The organism is Acetobacterium sp. UBA5834, from assembly GCF_002435675.1.
Taxonomy (GTDB): domain Bacteria; phylum Bacillota; class Clostridia; order Eubacteriales; family Eubacteriaceae; genus Acetobacterium; species Acetobacterium wieringae.
Window position 1 is genome coordinate 1 of the sequence record NZ_DJGY01000011.1, and the last position, 21,716, is coordinate 21,716.

General features: G+C 44.3%; 19 protein-coding genes and 1 riboswitch. All 19 genes read right to left on the bottom strand.

The genetic code is table 11. The features are described from left to right. Nucleotides 1–7: 7 nt before the first annotated feature. Nucleotides 8–397, bottom strand: coding sequence for an ABC transporter permease (locus tag B3F51_RS02190; RefSeq protein WP_286945229.1), 390 nt, complete (start codon nt 395–397; stop codon nt 8–10). Nucleotides 398–437: 40 nt separating this feature from the next. Then, nucleotides 438–2,033 (bottom strand): nickel ABC transporter substrate-binding protein, encoded by a 1,596-nt coding sequence (gene nikA / locus B3F51_RS02195; protein ID WP_286945231.1) that lies wholly within the window; start codon nt 2,031–2,033, stop codon nt 438–440. Between the two features lie 213 nt (nt 2,034–2,246). Next, nucleotides 2,247–2,438: riboswitch (cobalamin riboswitch) on the bottom strand. A 189-nt stretch (nt 2,439–2,627) separates the two neighbouring features. Beyond that, entirely contained in the window at nt 2,628–2,966 is a 339-nt protein-coding gene (locus B3F51_RS02200; RefSeq protein ID WP_026394888.1) for a metal-sensing transcriptional repressor, read from the bottom strand. A 90-nt stretch (nt 2,967–3,056) separates the two neighbouring features. Beyond that, entirely contained in the window at nt 3,057–3,812 is a 756-nt protein-coding gene (locus tag B3F51_RS02205; protein ID WP_286945233.1) for an ABC transporter ATP-binding protein, read from the bottom strand. Between the two features lie 3 nt (nt 3,813–3,815). Next, entirely contained in the window at nt 3,816–4,598 is a 783-nt protein-coding gene (locus B3F51_RS02210; RefSeq protein ID WP_286945235.1) for an ABC transporter ATP-binding protein, read from the bottom strand. A gap of 26 nt (nt 4,599–4,624) precedes the next feature. Further along, nucleotides 4,625–7,057 (bottom strand): nickel transporter permease, encoded by a 2,433-nt coding sequence (nikC, locus tag B3F51_RS16180; RefSeq protein WP_349680180.1) that lies wholly within the window; start codon nt 7,055–7,057, stop codon nt 4,625–4,627. Further along, the gene (nikB, locus tag B3F51_RS02225) at nt 7,057–7,995 is read right to left on the bottom strand and encodes a nickel ABC transporter permease (RefSeq protein WP_286806684.1); all 939 of its coding nucleotides are present in this window, start codon (nt 7,993–7,995) and stop codon (nt 7,057–7,059) included. Before nikB ends, nikC begins: the two co-directional genes overlap by 1 nt. A 114-nt stretch (nt 7,996–8,109) precedes the next feature. After that, complete coding sequence (locus B3F51_RS02230) at nt 8,110–9,051, bottom strand: LysR family transcriptional regulator (protein WP_286945237.1); 942 nt, start codon at nt 9,049–9,051, stop codon at nt 8,110–8,112. Between the two features lie 84 nt (nt 9,052–9,135). Next, nucleotides 9,136–10,116 (bottom strand): M14 family metallopeptidase, encoded by a 981-nt coding sequence (locus tag B3F51_RS02235; protein WP_286945239.1) that lies wholly within the window; start codon nt 10,114–10,116, stop codon nt 9,136–9,138. Nucleotides 10,117–10,248: 132 nt separating this feature from the next. Beyond that, on the bottom strand, nt 10,249–11,007 hold the full coding sequence (locus tag B3F51_RS02240; RefSeq protein ID WP_250934274.1) for a class I SAM-dependent methyltransferase: 759 nt from the start codon (nt 11,005–11,007) through the stop codon (nt 10,249–10,251). 231 nt (nt 11,008–11,238) lie between these two features. Continuing rightward, complete coding sequence (locus tag B3F51_RS02245; RefSeq protein WP_250934273.1) at nt 11,239–12,654, bottom strand: MATE family efflux transporter; 1,416 nt, start codon at nt 12,652–12,654, stop codon at nt 11,239–11,241. Nucleotides 12,655–12,780: 126 nt separating this feature from the next. Continuing rightward, nucleotides 12,781–13,065 (bottom strand): PTS sugar transporter subunit IIB, encoded by a 285-nt coding sequence (locus B3F51_RS02250; RefSeq protein WP_286945242.1) that lies wholly within the window; start codon nt 13,063–13,065, stop codon nt 12,781–12,783. 27 nt (nt 13,066–13,092) lie between these two features. After that, nucleotides 13,093–13,743, bottom strand: coding sequence for a ribulose-phosphate 3-epimerase (gene rpe / locus B3F51_RS02255; protein WP_070370642.1), 651 nt, complete (start codon nt 13,741–13,743; stop codon nt 13,093–13,095). A gap of 55 nt (nt 13,744–13,798) precedes the next feature. Beyond that, nucleotides 13,799–14,251 (bottom strand): PTS sugar transporter subunit IIA, encoded by a 453-nt coding sequence (locus B3F51_RS02260; protein WP_070370643.1) that lies wholly within the window; start codon nt 14,249–14,251, stop codon nt 13,799–13,801. 216 nt (nt 14,252–14,467) lie between these two features. After that, on the bottom strand, nt 14,468–16,969 hold the full coding sequence (gene gyrA / locus B3F51_RS02265; protein WP_276520508.1) for a DNA gyrase subunit A: 2,502 nt from the start codon (nt 16,967–16,969) through the stop codon (nt 14,468–14,470). 29 nt (nt 16,970–16,998) lie between these two features. Continuing rightward, nucleotides 16,999–18,915 (bottom strand): DNA topoisomerase (ATP-hydrolyzing) subunit B, encoded by a 1,917-nt coding sequence (gene gyrB, locus B3F51_RS02270; protein WP_070370645.1) that lies wholly within the window; start codon nt 18,913–18,915, stop codon nt 16,999–17,001. A gap of 16 nt (nt 18,916–18,931) precedes the next feature. Next, nucleotides 18,932–20,047, bottom strand: a complete 1,116-nt coding sequence (gene recF / locus B3F51_RS02275) for a DNA replication/repair protein RecF (RefSeq protein WP_148637005.1) — start codon at nt 20,045–20,047, stop codon at nt 18,932–18,934. After that, nucleotides 20,029–20,268 carry an RNA-binding S4 domain-containing protein gene (locus B3F51_RS02280; RefSeq protein ID WP_070370647.1) on the bottom strand — a complete coding sequence of 80 codons (240 nt, stop codon included), beginning with the start codon at nt 20,266–20,268 and terminating at the stop codon, nt 20,029–20,031. Before B3F51_RS02280 ends, recF begins: the two co-directional genes overlap by 19 nt. 221 nt (nt 20,269–20,489) lie before the next feature. Then, the gene (gene dnaN / locus B3F51_RS02285; protein WP_286945244.1) at nt 20,490–21,602 is read right to left on the bottom strand and encodes a DNA polymerase III subunit beta; all 1,113 of its coding nucleotides are present in this window, start codon (nt 21,600–21,602) and stop codon (nt 20,490–20,492) included. Nucleotides 21,603–21,716: the final 114 nt, after the last annotated feature.

The following is a 21,716-nucleotide window of genomic DNA, read 5'->3' on the forward strand; positions in this document are numbered from 1 at the left end:
ATTTAAATTATACAGGAAGCTTTACCGCACATAAAACCCCAACCCCCACTGAAACAACCACAATGATCAATAAGGATACCCCAGCCAGATAGAGCGTTGGCGGCAGAGCCTTGGCAATTTCCTGTGCTACCGGTTTATTATTGACATAACTGTGACCAAAATCACCCTGTAGGGCATTGCCCAGCCAGGTAGCGTAGCGGGTTAAGAAGGGATCATCGAGACCGAGTTGCTCCCGCATCTGGGCGACATTTTCAGCCGTTGGGGTGATCTCATTGACCCGGATTGCCACCTCAGCGGGATCACTGGGGCTTAAATTAATCAGTATAAAGGCAAAAAAGGAGATTCCGATCAAAATCGGAATCATCCACAGGAGCCTTTTGACGAAGTATTGCTTCATGGTCTTACTCCCTTTTGTTTTCGATAATCAAAATTGGTGATCAATTGGAAAAGTACATTTTTTCGAAGGGGATTTCATATTGCGAATCGTTAAAGCTTACCCCTTCAAGTCCCATGATTCCCACTGCCTTGGTTTTTGAATAGGAGATCGGGACATAGACATATTGATCATTAATATAGGTCAGTACCTCTTTATACATATCGGCCCGCTTGCTGTCGTCTGATTCGATCATAATCTTCGTGATGGTTTCATCCAGCCACTGCTTTTTTTCCAATCCAACCTGAGCCTGATAATCCCCGTGCGCCGGAATTCGCCAGGATGAAACATAGGATTGGGGATCATAAGGGGTTCCCCAGGATAGCGAATATTGCAGATCAAAATCCCCGGTTTTCTGACGATCCAGAAAGGCCTGTTTTTCTTCCCCGAGAATATTCATCTTGATGCCGATGGCTGCCAAATCGGCCTGAATCGAGGTAGCAATGGTACCTTCCTGGGCGTTTTTGGAATTATAGGAAAAAGTAATTTCACATTTCTGGCCATCCTTTTCCCGAACCCCATCACTTCCTGGTTTCCAACCGGCTTCATCGAGCAGCTGTTGGGCTTTTTCCTGATTATAGGCGATGGTTTTAAGATCAATGTCACAATAGGGTACATCTTTAGACATCAGCGTATCAGCCTGATCCTCTGAGCCATTTAAAATTCCCTGAATGATGTTTTCCTTGTTCACGGCATATTCAATGGCTTCCCGTACCTTGATGTCTTTGGTAATCGGAGCCTTGGTATTGAGAAGAATCGCCCGGGAAGCGACCGGTTCGCTTAAATACGTCTGATAGGCGCCTTCTGCTTCCAGCTTCTTATAGGAATCCAGATCAATCTGATCACCATCCGCTCCGAAAAGTAAATCGACCTCGCCGTTTTGCAAAGCTAACAGGATCGTCTGGGAATCTGGCATGACCTTCCAGTTAATGGTTTTGATTTTGGTTTTGTCACCCCAATAAGTTTCATTCTGCGTAAAGGTGGCATACTGATTGTCGACATGCTCCGATAAGACCCAGGGTCCGGTACCGATATAGCCGCTAACCCCTTCTTTGGTGGTGCCATTGACAAAACAGTTGGGCGAAATAAAGCGGAAGGGTCGAGTCAGTCCCAATTCCACCAGGGTTGGATAGTAGGGATGCTTTAACACCAGTTTGAAGGTGTGTTCATCGACCACCACATTTTCCTTGATCTCATTAACCATATCCAACCAGGAATGGCGTTCAGCATTACCAAGAATGGCATCCATATTCAGCTTAACTGCGGCGGCATTAAACGGCGCACCATCGGTAAAGGTGACCCCTTCTCTTAAATGAAAGGTGTATTCCAGTCCATCTGCTGAAATTTCCCAGCTTTCAGCCAGAGCTGGCTTCACTTCTCCGCCTTCATTCTTGGTCAGGCCTTCAAACACCATGTTCTGGGCTGACATTTCACCCGAGTACAAATGCGGGTTGATATCCCGAATATCCTTGGTGCAGGCATAATTTAACGCTTCTTTAGTCGACACATCACTTTTAGCGGACGCTCCTGAGCAACCGGCAAACATTCCGGCACACAACACGGCAGTCATTACCACCGCTAAACCCTTTTTCAATTTCATTTTCTTTTTCTCCTCAAAAAATACTTATTTATTTGATTTGCTCGGCTTTTACCATTGCGCATCCTGGCAAAGAAACCCCGCTCTATCACAATGTAAGACTTCACTGCGGTAGTATTGGTGATTTTTTCGATAAAAAAACCTCACCATCTCCAAAAAGATAGTGAGGTCGCAAAAAGCCTGCAAAAAAAAACACCTCCTCTATCGCACGTAGAGTCTGAGTAATTAAAGCAGGCAGGTCTTCTGGCTCAAGCGTCAACATTACCTCCTGCCTTCCCGTTTCTGGTGGCATTCCTGGAGGAACTCTTCTTTTACAGCGGCGGGACCGCGGGGGACTTTCACCCCTCTTCCCTTTTCACCGGCCTGTAACCCTTCGTTACTGCCGGCACCTGTTTTATTAATATTTAATTCGTTGTCGGTGTTTTATAAAACACTAAAAAACAGAAACAATGCCACAATCACGTGTTTTTCATTGTTTCTGTTTGACATTTTAACATGCTTAAACCGCCTGCGCAAGTCCCTTTCAAGGAAATGATATTCTTTTTTGGAATGTCTTTCAATGCCAGTCGATATCTGACCGACATAAACCCAGGGTGCTTATTTCATAAAGCGGTCAATCGCTTTTCTCAGTTCTTCCAAAGCCTTTTCGTCGTTATTCTCCACCGCATCAACGATGCAATGCTCAATATGATCCTGTAAAATTATTTTGCCGACGTTATTAATCGCTGACTTCACCGCTGAAAGCTGAATCAGCACCTCGGTACAGTCTCTTCCCGATTCGACCATTTTTTTCACCGATTCAAGATGACCCGCGGCCCGGGAAAGGCGATTCAACACTGATTTGGTCTGGGTATGTTCATGATGATGGTGGTGGTGATCTCCACCGTGGCCACTATCACGTCCACCATCGATCCCTTCACCCTGATGTTCATGCATCTCCATTCACCTCATTTTCTATATCTGTTTAACCCATTATAACAGATATAGAAAAAGGACACCACCCAAGGGGAGATGCCCTTTCATATTTTACAGAATCGAATCGATCAGTTTTTTTGTATAGGCTTCCCGGGGACTGGCAATCACCTCGTCCGGAGTACCGGTTTCCACCACCCGACCCTGATGCATCACCAGCACCCGGTCGCAGCATTGCTGCACCAGAGCCAGATCATGACAGATCATCAGTTGTGACATCCCCTGGTCTTTTCGCAATTGCTTAAGGAGCGCTACAATCTGGGCCTGGACGGTGACATCCAGAGCGCTGGTGGCTTCATCGCAGATGAGCAGCTGGGGCTTTCGGGCAACTGCCCGGGCAATCGAGGCCCGCTGACACTCGCCACCGCTGACCTCACTGGGATAACGGCTGATAAATTCCGGGCCAAGTCCGCAGACTTCCAGATATTCAATGGCTGTATTCTTCGCCTCCCGACGACTCATACCCTGATTGATCAGCCCTTCCATGACACTTTCCCCCAGCCGAATCCGGGGATTAAAGGAATCCACCGGCATCTGAAAAACCATCTGAACCAGTTGGTAAACCCATCTGCGTTCTTTTCGCCCGGGGTTTTTAAGTGTTTTGCCATCCAGAACAATCTCACCGCCATCCAAAGATTCCAGGCCGGTGATCAGCTTGGCAACTGTGCTTTTACCGCTGCCGCTTTCGCCCACCAGCGCCAGGCATTCACCCTTTTCCACATGGAAGCTGATCTCATCAACCGCACAAATGGTGCTTTTTCCTTTGGTATAGGTTTTTTTTAACTGGCTGACTGCTAAAATACTATTCATGTCTCACCTTTTTATCCGGGGCATGGCCGCAATCAGCTGGCGGGTGTAATCCTGCTGGGGATGATCAATCACCTCCCGGGTCTTGCCATATTCAACCAGCTTACCCTTGCACATCACCGCCACGGTATCGGCCATAAATGACACCACCCCAATATTATGGGTTACCACCACAATTCCGGTTCCAAATGCTTCCCGCATTGTCATCATTTCCCGAACCACCTGGGCCTGGACGGTGACGTCCAGGGCCGAGGTCGGCTCATCGGCAAAAAGCAGCTCCGGTTCCAGCAGCATTGCCATAACAATGCCGACCCGCTGATTCATCCCTCCGGATAATTCAAAGGGATAGCTATTTAAAATCCGCTCGGTATCCCTTAAATGAATCTTCTCAAATAGAGCTGTGGCCTTTTCCCGGACCAGCTGACGGTCGCTGACGCCGTGCTCGGCCATGGTTTCATAAAGTTGCTCGCCAATGGTCCGGATTGGACACAAGGCACTGCCGCAATTTTGAAAAATCATCCCCATTTCTGGTCCCCGCAGCATCCGCAAGGCTTCATCATCAAGATCAAGAACCGGCTGACCCTTGTAGCGGATCTCGCCCCGGTTGACCAGACCGGCCGGACCCAACAGACCCATGGCCGCCCTGATCAGGGTACTTTTGCCACTGCCGGACTCACCGACAATCCCGAGGATCTCGCCTGCTTGCATTTTTAAGTTAAACCCCCAAACCGTCGGCTCGCCGTCATAGGATATTTCAACGTTTTGAAATTCCAGTAATGGTTGTTGCATAAATCCTTCCTTCTGCTCAGGACTAGTTACTCGTTGATATCCAGATCGGCTGTGATTTCATAATAATCCGATGGATGAGCAGTAAAGCCGGTCACCCCTTTATCCATCACAAAGGACATTTTTAAATGAGAGGCGTAGATATAGGCGTTGTCGTCAACCACCTGCTGCGCAATCTGAATTGCCAGATCGGTCCGTTTTTCGGTGTCAAACTCGCTTCGCAGCTGGGCAACCAGGGCTTCCACCTTGTCACTATGGTAGTGTCCACGATTATAGTCAGAATTATCAACCACATGGGTGGTGAAATAATACTGGGGATCTCCGGTTGGTGCCGCTACAAAGGCGTTGGCAAAGACATCATAGTCGCCGGCTTTCAGGAAATCCTTATAGGAATCGGTGGCGTTGACCTGTACATCAATGCCAGCTTGCTTATAGGTGGCCTGAACCGATTCGGCCAGCAGCGGCAGTTCCTGACGGGAGGTGTAAGTCAACCATTTGATCGACAGTTTCTGGCCATCTTTTTCGCGGATGCCATCACCATCGGTATCAACCCAGCCTGCTGCTTCCAGCACCTTTTTTGCACCTTCAATGTCATAAGCAGCGTCCTTTACCTTGTCGCCACCATAAGGCAGGTTAGCCGGGAATGGACCAATCGCCGGAGTCCCATTGCCATGAAGTAAAACGGTCGTAAAGCCGTCTTTATCCATACTCATAGCCATGGCTTTACGAACGGCATCGTCTTTAATCACTGCTGAATTATAATTTAAAGCTGCCTGATATACCCGGGAGGTATTGGTTGAACTGATGGTATAATCCTTGTTTTCCTGGAAAAGTTCCAGACTGGCATAGGGCAGGCCCTGAGCCGCATCAATTTCGCCGCTTTGCAGCGCCATCGTCAGAGTATCGCCATCGATGATGCTTTTTACATTAACCTTTCCAACCTTTGGCTTGCCGCCCCAGTAGTCCATATTGGCTTCCAGATTGACTTCAGTCTCAGTGATGGTTTTAGCCACATAAGGACCCGTTCCAACAACATTTTTGTCAGTGGTGACGCCAGCTTCCATATCGATGATACAGCCATAAGGATCACAGAGGTAGTTAATCAGGGCCGGCACCTTGTTTTCTGAGACAATGGTAACACTCTGGCCATCGGCGCTAATTGATTTAATCTGCAAATCTTTGGGCGCCCGGTCATGTTTAGCAATCAGATCTTCAAAGCAGGCTTTGACCGCTTCGCCAGTCACTTTCTTGCCATTGGAGAAGGTAATATCATCACGTAAATTGATTTTGACGGTGTTGTCATCAATCTGTTCATAATCTTTGGCCAGCCAGGGCTCCAGCTCCATCTTTTCATTGAATTTAAAGAGGGTTTCACCGACGCCATAACGCAGGGCTGACCAACCGATGTAGGATTCATGGGGATTCATTCCCACATTCGAATTACCGACACTATAGGCCATGGTGCCGTAGTTGAACACCTTTTCTTCCGCACTTTTGGTGCCAGCCGAACCGGCACAGCCGGTCAGCATCCCGCCAACCAGTACGGATGACAACAGCACTGCCAGAATCTTACTTTTTACTTTCATTTTTTCTCCTTTTTTTCTTTTAGTTTTGGGATCCAGAACATCTCTGACCGTATCCCCCAGTAAGTTAAATAACGTTACTGATATAAAAATAGCACAACCAGGTGCTAGAATTACCCATGGTGCGGTCTGCAGCATACTACGCCCTTCACTCATCATTGAACCCCACTCGGCAATTGGGGGCATTGCCCCTAAACCCAGAAAGGACAATCCCGCCAGTTCCATCATCATGGTGCCAATGTCAAGGGTGGCCGTTACCAGAATCGGGCCGATAATATTGGGTAAAATATGCTTAAAAACAATCTTGATCGAACCGGAACCACTCAGCCTGGCGGCGGCGATATAGGGCATGTTTTTAATCGCCAGCACCTGCCCTCGGGCCAACCGGGCAAATTTAGGCCAGGAAATACAGGCCAGCGCCACCACCGCATTGATCAGCCCACCACCTAAAATGCCAGCCACGGCTATCGCAAAGACCATTCCCGGAAACGCCAGAAAGACATCCGAAACCCGCATAATCAAGGAATCGATTTTGCCCCCCTGATACCCACAGAACAATCCCACCAGGGTTCCAAATCCGGTGATGATCGCTACCAGTAGCAGTGCCGAGTAAATAGTGGTTTGTCCCCCCATTATCACCCGGGACAACATATCCCGGCCATAGCGATCCGTCCCCAGCGGATGCTCCGGACTGGGGGGCTGCAAGGCCTGCATCAGATCCTGAGCATAGGGATCATAGGAAACAATCTGGGGTGCCAGGGCTGCCACCAGCAATAAAATTATCACCAAGGTCAGAAAAAGATAGAATTTCGTCATCGTGTGATTTTTTTTTATTTTCCGGGTTCTGACCCGAATCGCTGTACGCTCTGTTACTTCCATCAGGCCTCCTGTTCCAATCGAATCCGGGGATCCAGATAATGATAAATGATATCGGTCACCAGATTAACGCCCACATAAATAATCGCCATCCAGATGACATAGGCCTGGATCATCGGGTAATCCCGCATCATAATCGAATCCACCGCCAGCTTCCCGACGCCATCCCACATAAAGATGGATTCAACAATTGCCGTACCACCCAGTAAGGAACCAATTGACAGCGCCAGCAGGGTGACAATGGTCAGCATCGCAGTTTTCAGTACACTGGCAAAAAGCACCACTGGCTCCCTGATCCCCCTGGCCCGGGCCCCGATGACATAGTCCTTATTGAGTTCTTCCAGTACCGTGGTGCGAACCTGGCGGGTGTATTTGGCCGACATGGCTATCGCCAGAGTCAGCGTCGGCAAAACGATGCTCTTTAAACTGCCATTGCCCATAACCGGAAACAGCTTAAGCTGTAAGGCCAGAAAATAGATCAGCAGCAGCGAGACAAAAAAACCCGGTAAGGCATTGCCGATAAAACTGAAAAAGCGGATCAGATAATCGGTGAAACGATTATGACGGACGGCCGCTAAAACCCCAAAGGGAATCGAAATCAGGACGGTAAGTAAAATTGAAGTTAGTGTCAGATATATCGTCGCTGGCAACTTTGACACAAAGGTTTCAAAAACCGGTTTATTGGAAATATAGGAAACGCCCATATCGCCAGTTAATACCCCGCCCAGCCAGTTGGTATACTGGATAATAAAGGGCTGATCGAGCCCCAGTTCATGCCTTTTCTCGGCCTTGACTTCTTCTGATACGCCGCCACTGGCGTTATCGTAAAGGGCATCGACGGCATCCCCGGCGGCTGACTGCATCAGGGTGAAGGATAACAGGGTGATTCCCAGAATAATTGGGATTAATTGTAATAGACGTTTTCCAACATATTTTTTCATTGATGCAAAACCTTTCTCGCATTAGCGCATTTGCCGGTAAGATTTTATCACTTAAAAAATGGCATTACAACCTCCATGGGGGGTTATTTCGCCATTCCAATTTAGCATACCTTCTTATTCCATTTGGTCTTTAACGGGATCCCCCGATTCCAGATTTGCCATCATAAATTCCAGAAACCGCTTGCCCCATTCACTGTGTTCTTCTTGCCGTCTGCGGATATATCCAAACATCACGACATTCTCCTTTTCGAATAGGGGAATACCGTTGAGCTCCTTCTCGTCCACGTCAGCAGTGATATAACCGCTGCCGATATTAGCCAGATCAGTGGTTTGCAGCAGCTGCATCATCACACAGTCGCTGTTGGTTACCACCACACTCTCCAGGGCGGGCATGTCTTTTCCTTGCGGATTGGTTATTTTCCAGTAATTGTTGAGATCAAATTCGTCTTCATAGCACTGCACCAGCTTGAGCTTCTTCAGTTCTGCTTCACTGATCTCACGGGCCTGATAGAGCGGGTGTTTCTGACCCAGATACAAAACCACCTGGGTTTTTTTAAGCTCCACAAATTCTAAATGGTTTCTGGTTAGGATATACTGAAAAGCGGTATTCTGACTGTCCATCACATAGACAAAACCCAGTTCGTCCTGATAACCGGCCACCCGCTTGATGATTTCTGCTACCGAAGCCGTATAAAGCTCAAAATGCAATTGTTTGACGTGAAACTGATTATAAAAATCGGCAAATACCTTAGCCATCCAGGCACTGGGATTACTGGCGATCTGCAATTGCTCAATCCGGTCCGTCTGCGAAAACGAAGCCAGCATTTCGATGTTATCAATGGCTTTGCAGGCATACTCATAGACGTGTTTACCCCGGGATGACAATAGAATCCCCCGACTTTTGCGATGAAAGAGACTAAATCCGAGATGTTCTTCCAGCGCCTTGATCGCCTTGCTGACATTGGGTTGGGTCGTATAAAGGATTTCGGCAGCTTTACTGAATGATCCCACATCGGCACAGACCACAAAATATTTCAGTTGCTTAAGTTCAATCATATCACACACCTTTTTGAAGTGATTATCCTTCATTTAAAAAACCATCCTTCTGCTAAAATCAATTGTCGCTACCTTTAACTTTTTTTATTTCTCGTTGCTATTATCCCCATCATTTTTTATTTTTCCATAGGCAATCATTGGGCTGTTTTTGAGAATTACCAGCGAACTGACCTGATAAAGAACGATCCCATCATATTTAGCGATGCAGGTTTGCAGCACCTTGCCAAAATAGTCTTTGATCATCCCCAGGTTCTCGCCTTTTAAAAACAACTCACCGGCTTTTTTATTGGGGTACCAGCATCCCGTGACTTCGGCCTCTTCATAAACGACATCCACTACCTCCAACTGTTTGCTTGCAGGCGAGCGCATCGGCTCAGCCAAAACCTTTAGATAGCGCAATACATTTTTAACATCTTCCTGATATTTTTTAATCTCATCTTCAGACCAACGGGCCTCGCCGCCCCGTTCAATCAGAATACCGGGAATCCCCATCGAACCGGCATAATTATAGGCGCCGCTGGTGGCCAGATAGGATTTAACCCGATAGGGCACTAGTACCGCCGCGGCCATGGCCTCAGCCTCACTGACGACTGCCTCTTTGGCCGCACCCACATAATAAACGTAAGGGGTCAGCGACTCATAACCATCCCCAGCATGAAGGTCAATAAAGCGATCGGCCTTTTTAAAAAACATTTCTGTTAAAAAAGCCGCCAGCTTATCGCCGGTTGTGCCGTCCGGATCACCCGGAAAAATCCGGTTAAGATTTTTTCCATCCTCGGCCACCACACTCATCGTCCGGTTTTCAAAGCCGCTGATATTGACCGGATGAATGATGATCAGGCAGCCAGCTACTGCTTCTGGTGTGATTTCCTGAGCCAGACGAATCGCCGTTTCAATGCCAGTATATTCGGCGTTATGGACTCCGCCGGTAATCAGCACGGTTTTTCCGGTACTTTGGCCATTAATAATGGTCACCGGCATTTTAAGCTCCGTTTGGGGAACCGCCACGTAGCCGGAAACCTTTGTTCCCTTTTTTGCCACCAGATTATTAATTACTACTTCCAAGTGCCTTCCTCCTTTTGTCAAATAAAAAATACTTTATAAACTCATTTTTAGCTTTTTAAAATATCTAATCTAAAAACGAGACCGTAATTCCGTTCTGGGAATTACGGCCTCACCAGTTTATTTTAGCGCAATTTATTTTTCGGCAAAAATCATAAACATCGGGGTGGACGCATAATTTATCTGTTCTTCCTGATCCCAGACTACCGCACCAATCCCCTGCTCAACCATGACCTTATTAAAACCGGTATTAATCAAAACCGCGGCATCCCACTGGGGCCGCATGGTTCGGCTCAGCGGCAGATTCATGGCAATTTCTTCCATCGCTTTAGTATCGGTATTGACATAGTGGTCATTAACCCCCGCTTCTTCCGATTTAATCCGATCGTTAAAGTATTCCTGTCGTTTTTCTCCATCATAAAGATGGAGATACCAGTTGGCATCAAAATTCAGGATCCGTCCGCCGGGAGCCAGTACCCGATGCCATTCTTTATAGGCGTCGTCGGGACGTTCCAGATTCCAGGTCAGGTTCCGGGTAACAATCAGATCAAAACAATTGTCTTCAAAGCTTAGGTGGTGAGCATCCATCTGCATAAAATTGATTTGATTCCGGTAATAACCGGCATTTTGTTTAGCCTTATGAAGCATCGCATCGGTGTAGTCAACCGCTGTTACATCATAACCGCAGGAGGCCATGGTAATGGCAAAAAAACCCGGGCCTGTGCCGATATCCAAAACTTTAAGCTTACGGCCAATCACGGCTGGCTTATGACGATTGATCAGTTCTTTCCAGACATCCATTTTGTAGCTGTTCAGCTCCGCCACATTGACCTCAGAATAACCTTCTGAACGTTTATCCCAATAATTTTCCACTTTTTCAAGAATGTTTTCCATTATTATTCCCCTTTTTTGCCTGATACAATTAAAAAAGCCATAAAGAAACAAGCCGATCTTCTGATCGAAATGAGTCTTCATGACTTTCTTGTATATACGTGTATTTAATTTAGCCGTATTTTCTCATAATCTTCTTGTTCTGTCAAGGACTATTCTTTTGGGAACTAAGACAAACCTCTTCAAATTTTACAGAATAGTAATTTTAGAAAGAAAAAATTTGTATTTTATGGTTTATTCAAAACCCTCCAGGGCCTTAAGTCTTTTAAATTCACCCATCCAGTCGCCTTTAAAATAATAGATCGCCATTCCCAATGCCGTGGATGCCCAGGTAATCGGATAGGTCATGGCAATCCCGGTAATACTCTGATTGGATGCCATAATCATAAACAGCAGCACGGTCCGCAATACACAGATATTGGTTAAAATAATCACCATCGGGGGCACCGCTTTACCGGCTCCGCGAATGGTGCCACCCAGCACTTCCAGAATCAGGTAAACAAAATAAAACGGTACCGTCACCGAAATAATCTGAACCCCCAAATCAAGGACCCCCGGATCACTATTGATGGCGCTGAAGGCCTGACGGCCAAAAGCCAGTACCAGGGCGCTCATAAGGGCAGTGACCCCGATCCCCATGGCCAAACAGACCCGGGTGCCTTTTTTAACCCGTTCATATTCACTGGCTCCCAGATTTTGACTGGTAAAGGTTGAAATCGCCTGACCAAAGGCTAGTATTGGCAGGTAGATTAAGAGCTCAACTTTAAAATATGCCGTAAAGGCCGCTATCGCATCAACCCCCAAACTATTGACATGAAATTGGATAAAAACATTGGATACTGTAATGACTAAGGCTTGCAGACCACTGGGAACGCCAATTTTTAAAATATTGCTTAACAACTGGACATCGACCCGGATCTTTTTCCACTCCAGCCGGGATTCCGGCTCCAGACGCATCAGGTAAAGAAGCGCCAACCCGGCGGCCACCGACTGTGAAAACAGGGTCGCCAGAGCAACGCCGACCACACCATTTTTAAAGAGGAAAATAAAAACCGCATCCATCACTACATTAACCAGACCGCCAATCAATTGGATATGCATGGTGGTTTTTGAATCGCCCAAGGCCCGGATAATTCCCGAAGCCATGTTGTAGGTGACCACTGCAATAATGCTGATAAAGTATACCCGGACATAGGAGACCGCCATACCCATGATCTCATCTGGCGTATTAATCATCTTAAGAAAATAGGGTGCCCCGATCAGACCGATCACCATCATGATCAGACCACAGATAAAAGCCAACCCGACGGTGGTATGAATCACCTTTTTTAATTCACGTCTCTTACCACTGCCAAATACATAAGCGGTCACCGCACTGGAACCGACCGACATCCCCGAAAAAAAGCCAACCAGACAGGTGACAAATAAGGTACTGGCACCGACTGCAGCGGCTGCTTCCTTACCCAAAAAATTACCCACGTAGATCAGATCAACGGTATTGTAAAGTTGCTGAATAAAGCTGGTTCCCAATAGCGGCAGGGCAAAAAATAGTAACTTCTTCCAAATGACTCCTTTGGTTAAACTATTGTTTTTTATACCTTTACCCTCCTTATTTGCTGATCCATTTAAACTGTTAATAAAAAAAGCCATGAAAGTTAATCACACTTAACCTTCATGGCTTTTTCTATTGATGTTCAGATCAATAAAAATGTTATCCTCTTCGTTTTTAGATCCAACCAGAAATATTATACGTTAAATTATTATCAATTGTCAATTCTATTTTTTTAATATCTCAATCAATTGATCAATGGTACTTTGTAAATTAATTCCTGTTAAAAAAGCCCGGCCATTGATCACCGGAATATCGATGTCGCCTTCCAACTGACAGGTACAGACAATCGCATCCGGATGCAATTCCTGGTACTTTTTAAAGGCATCAACCGCTTTTGCTTGAACGGTTTGACACGCAATTCCATTTTCCTGAGCGATTTGTTCAATTTTTTTGGCAACCACAGTTGATGTTGCCAGGGCCGTTCCACACGCAACTAAAACAAGTTTCATTTTTCTTTCCTCTTTCAATTTTAGAATTTATCCCTGAATGATTTTTCTAAATTGTCGCATATTCTCTTTCATATCGCCTTTAAATAAACACGATCCAGAAACAATGACATCGGCTCCAGCTGTTACCACTTCTTTTAAGGTATCAAAATTAATCCCGCCGTCAACCTGAAGTTTTATATCTCGTTCACCAATCATTTGGCGACACGCTCTTATTTTTTCGGTACTGGCTGGAAGATAACGTTGTCCGCCAAAACCAGGATAAACACACATAATCAGAATCATCCTGACCTGATCAAGGTAGGGTTCAATCACCTCTAAAGGGGTATCGGGCGACACCACCAGGCCCGGTTTGATACCCTTATTGACAATGGCGTCAATACACGCCTGAATCTCTCCATCCGATTCCACGTGAACCGTAATGATATCTGCTCCTGCATCAGCAAAACGGTCAATATACTTAAGCGGTTCGCTAATCATCAAATGGACATCAAAAGGAATGTCTACCGTTTTTCGCAGCTGCGCCACCTGATCCGGCCCAATGGTAATATTGGGAACAAAGTGACCATCCATAATATCCACATGGAGATAGTCGGCGCCACTCTTCTCAACTTCTTTAAGATCCCGTTCCAGATTGGCAAAATCTGCACTGAGCATCGATGGTGCTATTTTTATATTCATTTAGTTTCTCTTTCTCTGTTTGGTTATTTTCACAATAAATCATCACACAACATTTTTATAAAAATGTATTAATTAAATTGTAGATATCCCGTGGTTCTTTGGCATCCCTGATTTTTTTGAGCATTTTTTCATTTTGAATGATGGTAATAATTGTCTGTAATATACGCAGTTGTTTTTCAGGATTACTGATGGCCAGTAAAAAAACAATCTGAACCGGGATGCTTTCTTTCGGGTTACCCATACCTGCAAAAACAATGGTGTTTTTAAGCGTTAAGATTGAAATACTTTCTTTTAATACATATTTCGCTTCAGTATGAGGCAACGCCACGCCGATTTTTGTTGGTAATCCCGTTGGAAAAATCCGTTCTCTTTCGATTGCGGCATCAATAAATTCCTCCGTAATACAGCCCTTTTCTAAGAGTGGTTTGGCTGCTAAGGCAATGGCATCAAATTGATCCTTAACCAGACAACTGACTTGAATGCGATCGACTTGGATTAATGAGCCCATTATTCTTTTTCAACTGGCACGGTCTTTTTTTCTTTATTCAAAATGGTTTTCACCGTAGTTCTCTCCTTTTTTTGATCTATTTTATCATGCCATCCACGTTTTGTCACTTTTTTCGATCCATTAACACTGGACAACGTTTGCAATTTTTTAACCTCAAATTAATAAAAAACACACCCTGTTTACTTAAATTAATATCAAAACAGGGTGTTGAGTAATTTATTCTTTTTCAGTTGAATTGACAAGTGTCATCTGGTTTTCTCCATTTTCTCCATCTTCTTCAAGATCATCAACCGGATCTTCTTTGTAGACTTTGGAAATCGTCGCAATGGATTCATCCGGACTTAATTTCATCAGACGAACGCCCTGGGTATTACGGCCCACGGCACTGATATCATTACCTTCCAGTTTGATCACAACGCCCTGATTATTAATCATCATAATCTCGCCATCCCGACTGATCACGCAAAAGCCCACCAGTTCCCCGGTTTTTTTGGTGACCTTGTAGGTTTGAACGCCTTTGCCGCCCCGTTTCTGAGGACGATACAGATCCGATGCACTCAGCTTGCCATAGCCGTTTTCGCTGACACAAAGAACAAAGAGTTCTTCTTTGACAATATCCATACCAACCACCACATCATCTTCCCGAAGCTCAATCCCCCGAACCCCAATGGAGGTTCGACTAATTGGTCGCACTTCTTCGGAATTAAAGCGGATCGCATAGCCACATTGGGTTCCCATGACGATTTCTTCGTCCTGTTCAACCAGACGCACATTAATCAGCTCATCCCCTTCGCGCAGGTTAATGGCAATGATCCCATTTTTACGGGAGGTGTCATATTCGGTCAGATCGGTTTTCTTAATAATCCCCTGTTTGGTGGCCATAATCAGATATTTATCAGCGGTAAACTCTTTAACCGGAATCATCGTCGCAATCTGTTCACCTTCCTCTAATGGCAGCAGGTTGACAATGGCGGTGCCTCGGGCGGTTCGTCCGCCTTCAGGAATTTCGAAGGCTTTTAAGCGATAGACCTTACCCAGGTTGGTAAAGAACATCAGATAATGATGGGTGGTGGTCGTAAAGAGATGTTCGACAAAATCATTTTCCCGGGTGCTCAGCGCCGTGATCCCTTTACCACCCCGTTTTTGTGATCGGTAATTGTCAGCCGTAATGCGCTTCACATAACCGATATGGGTCATGGTGATGACCACTTCTTCTTCTTTGATTAAATCTTCGATTTCAAAATCTTCGACGTCAATATCAAAGGATGTGCGTCGTTTGTCGCCATATTTTTCTTTGATTTCAATCAGTTCTTCTTTGATAATATTAAGAACCAGTTGACCATCAGCCAAAATGGCTTTTAATTTGGCAATGGTTAACATGATTTCTTTATATTCTTCTTCAATTTTTTCCCGTTCCAGACCGGTTAAACGCTGGAGACGCATGTCCAGAATCGCCTGAGCCTGAATTTCCGAAAGCTTAAACCGCTCAATCAATTGCTCTTTGGCAGCCTTGCCATCGGCAGCGGCTCGGATTAATTTAATCACCTCGTCAATATGATCGAGCGCAATTTTTAAACCTTCTAAAATATGAGCTCGGGCTTCGGCTTTTTTGAGTTCAAAGATCGTTCGTCTGGTGATGATTTCTTTCTGATGTTCGACATAGTGAAAGAGGATCTCTTTTAGATTCAGCACCTTCGGCTCATTATTGACCAACGCCAGCATAATCACCCCAAAGGTTTCCTGGAGTTGGGTATGTTTGTATAATTGATTTAAAATGATCGTTTCGTTGGCGTCCCGTTTTAAATCAATGATGATTGACATCCCTTTTTTAAGATCAGACTCATCTCTTAAATCGGAAATCCCTTCAATCTTTTTCTCTTTAACCAACTCGGCAATTTTTTCAACCAGCTTGGATTTATTGACCATATAAGGAATTTCGGTGATGATAATCTGTTTTTTACCTTTTTTAGTGGTAACAACGTCGACCTTGCCACGTACTTTGATTCGGCCGCGACCAGTGCGATAAGCGCTTTTAATCCCAGATTTTCCAAGGACAATTCCGGCAGTGGGAAAATCGGGCCCTTTGACATATTTCATCAGCTCATCAATACTAATATCCGGGTCATCAATAAAGGCCACGGTACCATCGATGATTTCACCCAGATTATGGGGCGGAATATTGGTGGCCATCCCGACGGCAATCCCGGAGGAACCATTAACCAGCAAATTTGGAAACTTTGAGGGTAAAACCATCGGTTCTTTTTCTGATTCATCAAAGTTAGGACCAAAATCCACCGTTTCTTTGTTGATATCCCGCAGCATTTCCACCGTAATTTTGCCCATTTTGGCTTCAGTATAACGCATTGCTGCCGGGCTGTCACCATCCACTGAACCAAAGTTTCCCTGACCATTGACCAGCAAATAACGGGTCGACCAATCCTGGGCCATCCGCACCATCGCATCATAAACCGATGAATCACCATGGGGGTGATACTTACCTAAAACATCCCCGACAATACGGGCTGATTTTCGAAAGGGTTTGTCCGGCGTCAGACCCAGCTCACTCATGGCAAAGATAATCCGGCGATGCACTGGTTTTAAGCCATCCCGAACATCCGGTAAGGCTCGACCTATGATGACACTCATGGCGTAGTCAATATAGGAAGTTTTCATTTCTTCTTCAATATTAATCGATTTTACCCGATCAAATTCAATTATTTCTTGCATTTAACAGTACTCCTTCTTGACTAGATGTCCAAATTCTTGACTTTTTTTGCATTCCGTTCGATAAACTCTTTACGGGGCTGAACTTTATCGCCCATTAAAATGGTGAAAATTTCATCAGCATAGGAGGCTTCCTCAATATTAACCTGAAGTAGGGTTCGGACGCTGGGATCCATGGTCGTTTCCCAAAGCTGATGGGCATCCATTTCCCCAAGACCTTTGTAGCGTTGCAGACCAATCCGCGAACGATCTTCCACGCCTTCAAGTTTCTTCTCCAGATCCCGATCCGTATAGGCATAATCCACCTGTTTACCCCGGGTAATTTTGTACAGTGGCGGCTGAGCAATATAGACATAGCCAGCTTCGATCAGACCTGGCATATAGCGGTAAAAGAAGGTGAGTAGCAAGGTCCGGATGTGGGCCCCATCGACATCAGCATCGGTCATGATGATGATTTTATGATAACGGGCCTTTTCGACATTAAATTCATCGCCCACCCCGGTGCCAAAGGCAATGATCATCGATTTTAAGGAATCCGTCGTTAAAATCCGATCCAATCGGGCTTTTTCCACATTCAGGATCTTTCCCCGCAGCGGCAGAATCGCCTGAGTTTTAGAGTCCCGGCCAGATTTAGCCGAACCACCGGCCGAGTCCCCTTCGACAATATAAATTTCTGAAAGGGCCGGATCTTTTTCCCGGCAATCAGCCAGTTTCCCAGGTAGGGCTGTGGAATCCAAAGCACTTTTTCGACGGGTGAATTCCCGGGCTTTTTTAGCGGCTTCCCGGGCTCGGGCGGCCGATAGTGTTTTTTCAATGATGCTTTTGGCAATTCCGGGGTTTTCTTCCATCAGGGCTGATAACTGATCGCCAACAATGGTTTCAACAATTCCCTTCACTTCGGTATTCCCCAATTTTGATTTGGTCTGACCCTCAAATTGCGGATCCAGTAGCTTGATGCTGACAATCGCCGTTAAGCCTTCTCTGGCATCTTCACCGGTGAGATTTTTGTCATTCCCTTTTAAAAAGCCATTTTTACGGGCATAGGTATTGACGGTCCGGGTCAGGGCACTTTTAAAGCCATTGAGATGGGTGCCGCCTTCTGGGGTATTAATATTATTGGCATAGGAAAAAATATTTTCCGAGTAACCGGTGGTATATTGAAAGGCTATTTCCAGGGCATAATCGTCCTGCTCTTTTTCAAAATAGGTGATCTTATCATACAGCGGATCTTTATTGCGATTCATATATTCGACATAGGAATATATCCCGCCGGTATAACAATAATTTTCTTTCCGTTTGGGTGACTCTTTTTCATTGATTAAAGTGATCGATACCCCTTTATTAAGAAATGCCAGCTCTCTTAAACGATGCTCCAGAATATCAAAGTCATAGACGGTTTCATCAAAGATATCCTTATCCGGTTTAAAATAAACGGTGGTTCCAGTGCGATTGGTGGTTCCAGTCACGGTCAGGTCACAAGTTGGTTTCCCTTTTTCATAGCTTTGAAAAAAGATCTGACCTTTTTGTTTGACTTCAATGGTCAGTTTTTCCGATAGCGCATTAACGACCGAGACCCCGACCCCATGCAGACCGCCGGATACCTTATAGCCGCCACCGCCAAATTTTCCGCCGGCATGAAGAACCGTTAAGGCCAGCTCGACCCCCGTTTTACCCTGGGCATGGTTCATCCCGGTGGGAATCCCCCGACCATCATCAACAACGGTGATGGAATCATCCGGATGGATGGTGACACTGATATTTTTACAATAACCGGCCAGAGCTTCGTCAATACTGTTATCGACCACCTCATAGACTAAATGGTGTAAGCCCCGGGATCCGGTACTGCCGATATACATCCCCGGTCTTTTCTGAACAGCTTCCAAGCCTTCGAGGACCTGGATCTGATCAGCGGTATAGTTATCTGCTTTGTTTTCTGGCATGTTTTCCTCCTGATTTTTATGGTTTATTAATTTTTCTTACTTGGCCCTTTACAATCTCGATGATGTGTTGATTTTCTGGTCGAACATCACCTTCATTGACAATATCTTCGGTACAGGTGATAAAGGCCTGGGTTTTATTTAAAAGTGAGAGAATGCTTTTACGACGATGTTCATCCAATTCTGAAAAGATATCATCCAAAAGGATCACCGGATATTCCCCGGTATTGTCATAGTATATCTCAATTTGAGATAGCTTAAGGGAAATTGCGGCAGAACGCTGCTGGCCCTGCGATCCAAAGCGTCTGGCATCTTTACCATTAATTTGAATCAGCATGTCATCCACATGGGGTCCAAAAATCGTAGCCCCCCGTGAAATTTCTTCTTCCCGGCTGGCTGCTAATTTTTTTTTATAAAGGTTTTTTATTTCAGACAGTTCTTCCAGAGAATCAATAATATTATTCAGATAGGATAATGAAAGCGTTTCTTTTCCATGACTGAGTACTTGATGAAGATTATTTGCTTCCCGATTGAGCCGATGAAGATAGCGAATCCGATGATTCATTAACCTAACTCCTGTTTGCATCAGTTGTTCATCCCAAACATCGAGGGTGGTAATCAAACTGGGCTGATAATGAATATTTTTTAACAGGGAATTTCGCTGATTCAGTATTTTTTCATAATCTCTTAAAATATAATGATATTCTGGCCGGAAACCGGATATTTCCTGATTAAGAAACCGCCGTCTTTTGTCCGGTCCTTCTTTGACAATTTTTAAATCATCCGGTTCAAAAAGAATGGTGTTAAAAATCCCATTGATCTTATCTCTTTTCTTGATCTTGCCATCCAGTAAAAATTGTCGTTTTCCCTGGTGACTCTTAGCAGAAAGGGTATGTTTGACCTCTTTGCTGACAACCCGGGCATTCATAAAAAAATCATCATGATCCCATTGGGCAAGTTCTGCCACATTTGAAGCACGATGACTGTAACCCCGGGATAAAAAAAACATAGCTTCAATAAGATTTGTTTTTCCCTGGGCATTTTCGCCCATAATAATATTGATTCCTCGCTTCGGAATAATTAATTCATTTTCATAATTACGATAATGAATCAGTTTTAATTCTTCGATAAACATGGTTTTCCGATCCCTTTTACCTGCAGGGTATCATAATCTTTTATTTCGACCAGATCACCATCTCTGATCTTTTTATTTCTCTGGGTACACAACTCCCCATTCACCCGAATCAAGCCGTCTAAAATCATCAATTTGACATCACTGCCATTACCGACAATGCCAGCATATTTGATCAGTTGATCAATTTTTATGAACTCCGTGTTAATTTCAATTATTTGCATATTTTTCCCCGCCCATTACATTTTTGACAAAAATGAAAGAGCATTACACGAATCCCCTTTATTTATACCAAAATTGATTAAATTTTTATATGTTTATCTATGAACCAAGCTATTATAACATAAAAATAAAAAATAGTCTAAAAATTCAATGAATCATTTACATAATTCTGATTTTTTAAACTACTTTTAATACTACTATTTATTTTTATCTTATTGATAATTTAATTCTCTTCTGCAATCCGAACCGGAAGAATCAAATAAATAAAGTCATTCCCTGTCATCGGCAGTAAAACCCCCGGACCAACCGAAGTGGTCATATCAATCATCAGTTCTTCACCTTCAATCACCCGCAAAGCTTCAATGAGAAATTTGGAGTTAAAGGCAATTTTTAAAGATTCACCCCGATTTTCGATGGGAATCACTTCAAACACATCCCCGATTTCCGCATTGGAGGTTAAAATCAGCTGGTCTTGATTAAAATCCATTTTGATTAAGTTGTTTTTACCTTCCCGAGCAAGTAGCGCTGCCCGTTCACTGCTTTCGAGTAATAATCGGCGATTGACTTTAACTTGAGTCGTTTTTTCGCCAGGTATAATCTGCTTGTAATTAATAAAGTCCCCTTCCAGCAGTCGGGAGGTAAATTGAGTATTGTCCATTTCAAAAAATATCTGATTTTTTGAAAATTTAACGACCACATCGCCACTATAATTGACCAGAACCTTATTGATTTCAGAAAGCGATTTAGACGGGATAATGACACTAAGGTCTTCTGCCACCGGATTTTTTATTTTCCCGGCTCTGAGTGCCAGACGATAGCCATCAAGCGCAATCAAATGAATGTCATCATCATGCAGTTCTATTTTTACACCGGTTAAAACCGGAATATTCTCATTGGTAGCCACCGAAAATAAGGTACCTTTGATCAATTCTTTTAAAACACTTGCTTCGATGGTAAAAATATGGTCATCGATCACTTCGGGAAATTCCGGGAATTCTTCATCCGACAATCCTTTAAGGGTAAAGTTTGATAAAAGGCACTCTATTTTTATCTGATGGTGTTCATCACTTTCAAAGAAAATATCAGAACCGGACATTTTACGAATCAATTCACTAATAATGTTGGCAGTTAAAACAATTTCACCGCTTCTTTCTACTTCAGCTGGAATCGTAACTTCAACACCAATTTCCATATCAGTACTTCTTAATAATAATTTATTATTAGAGGCACTAAAAAGAATTCCCTCCAATATTTTCATGGTTGTTTTTGATGAAACTGCCTTTTGAGCAATGGATATCGCAGCTATTAAACTTTCTTTTGAACAATTGAATTTCATAAATAATCCCTCCTATTTTTTAAAAAAACCCCTTTTATATATTAATAATATTAAATAAAATAATAGTATTAGTAGTAGGGGGTGTGGATTTTGTTAATAACTCGGCAAATCGGT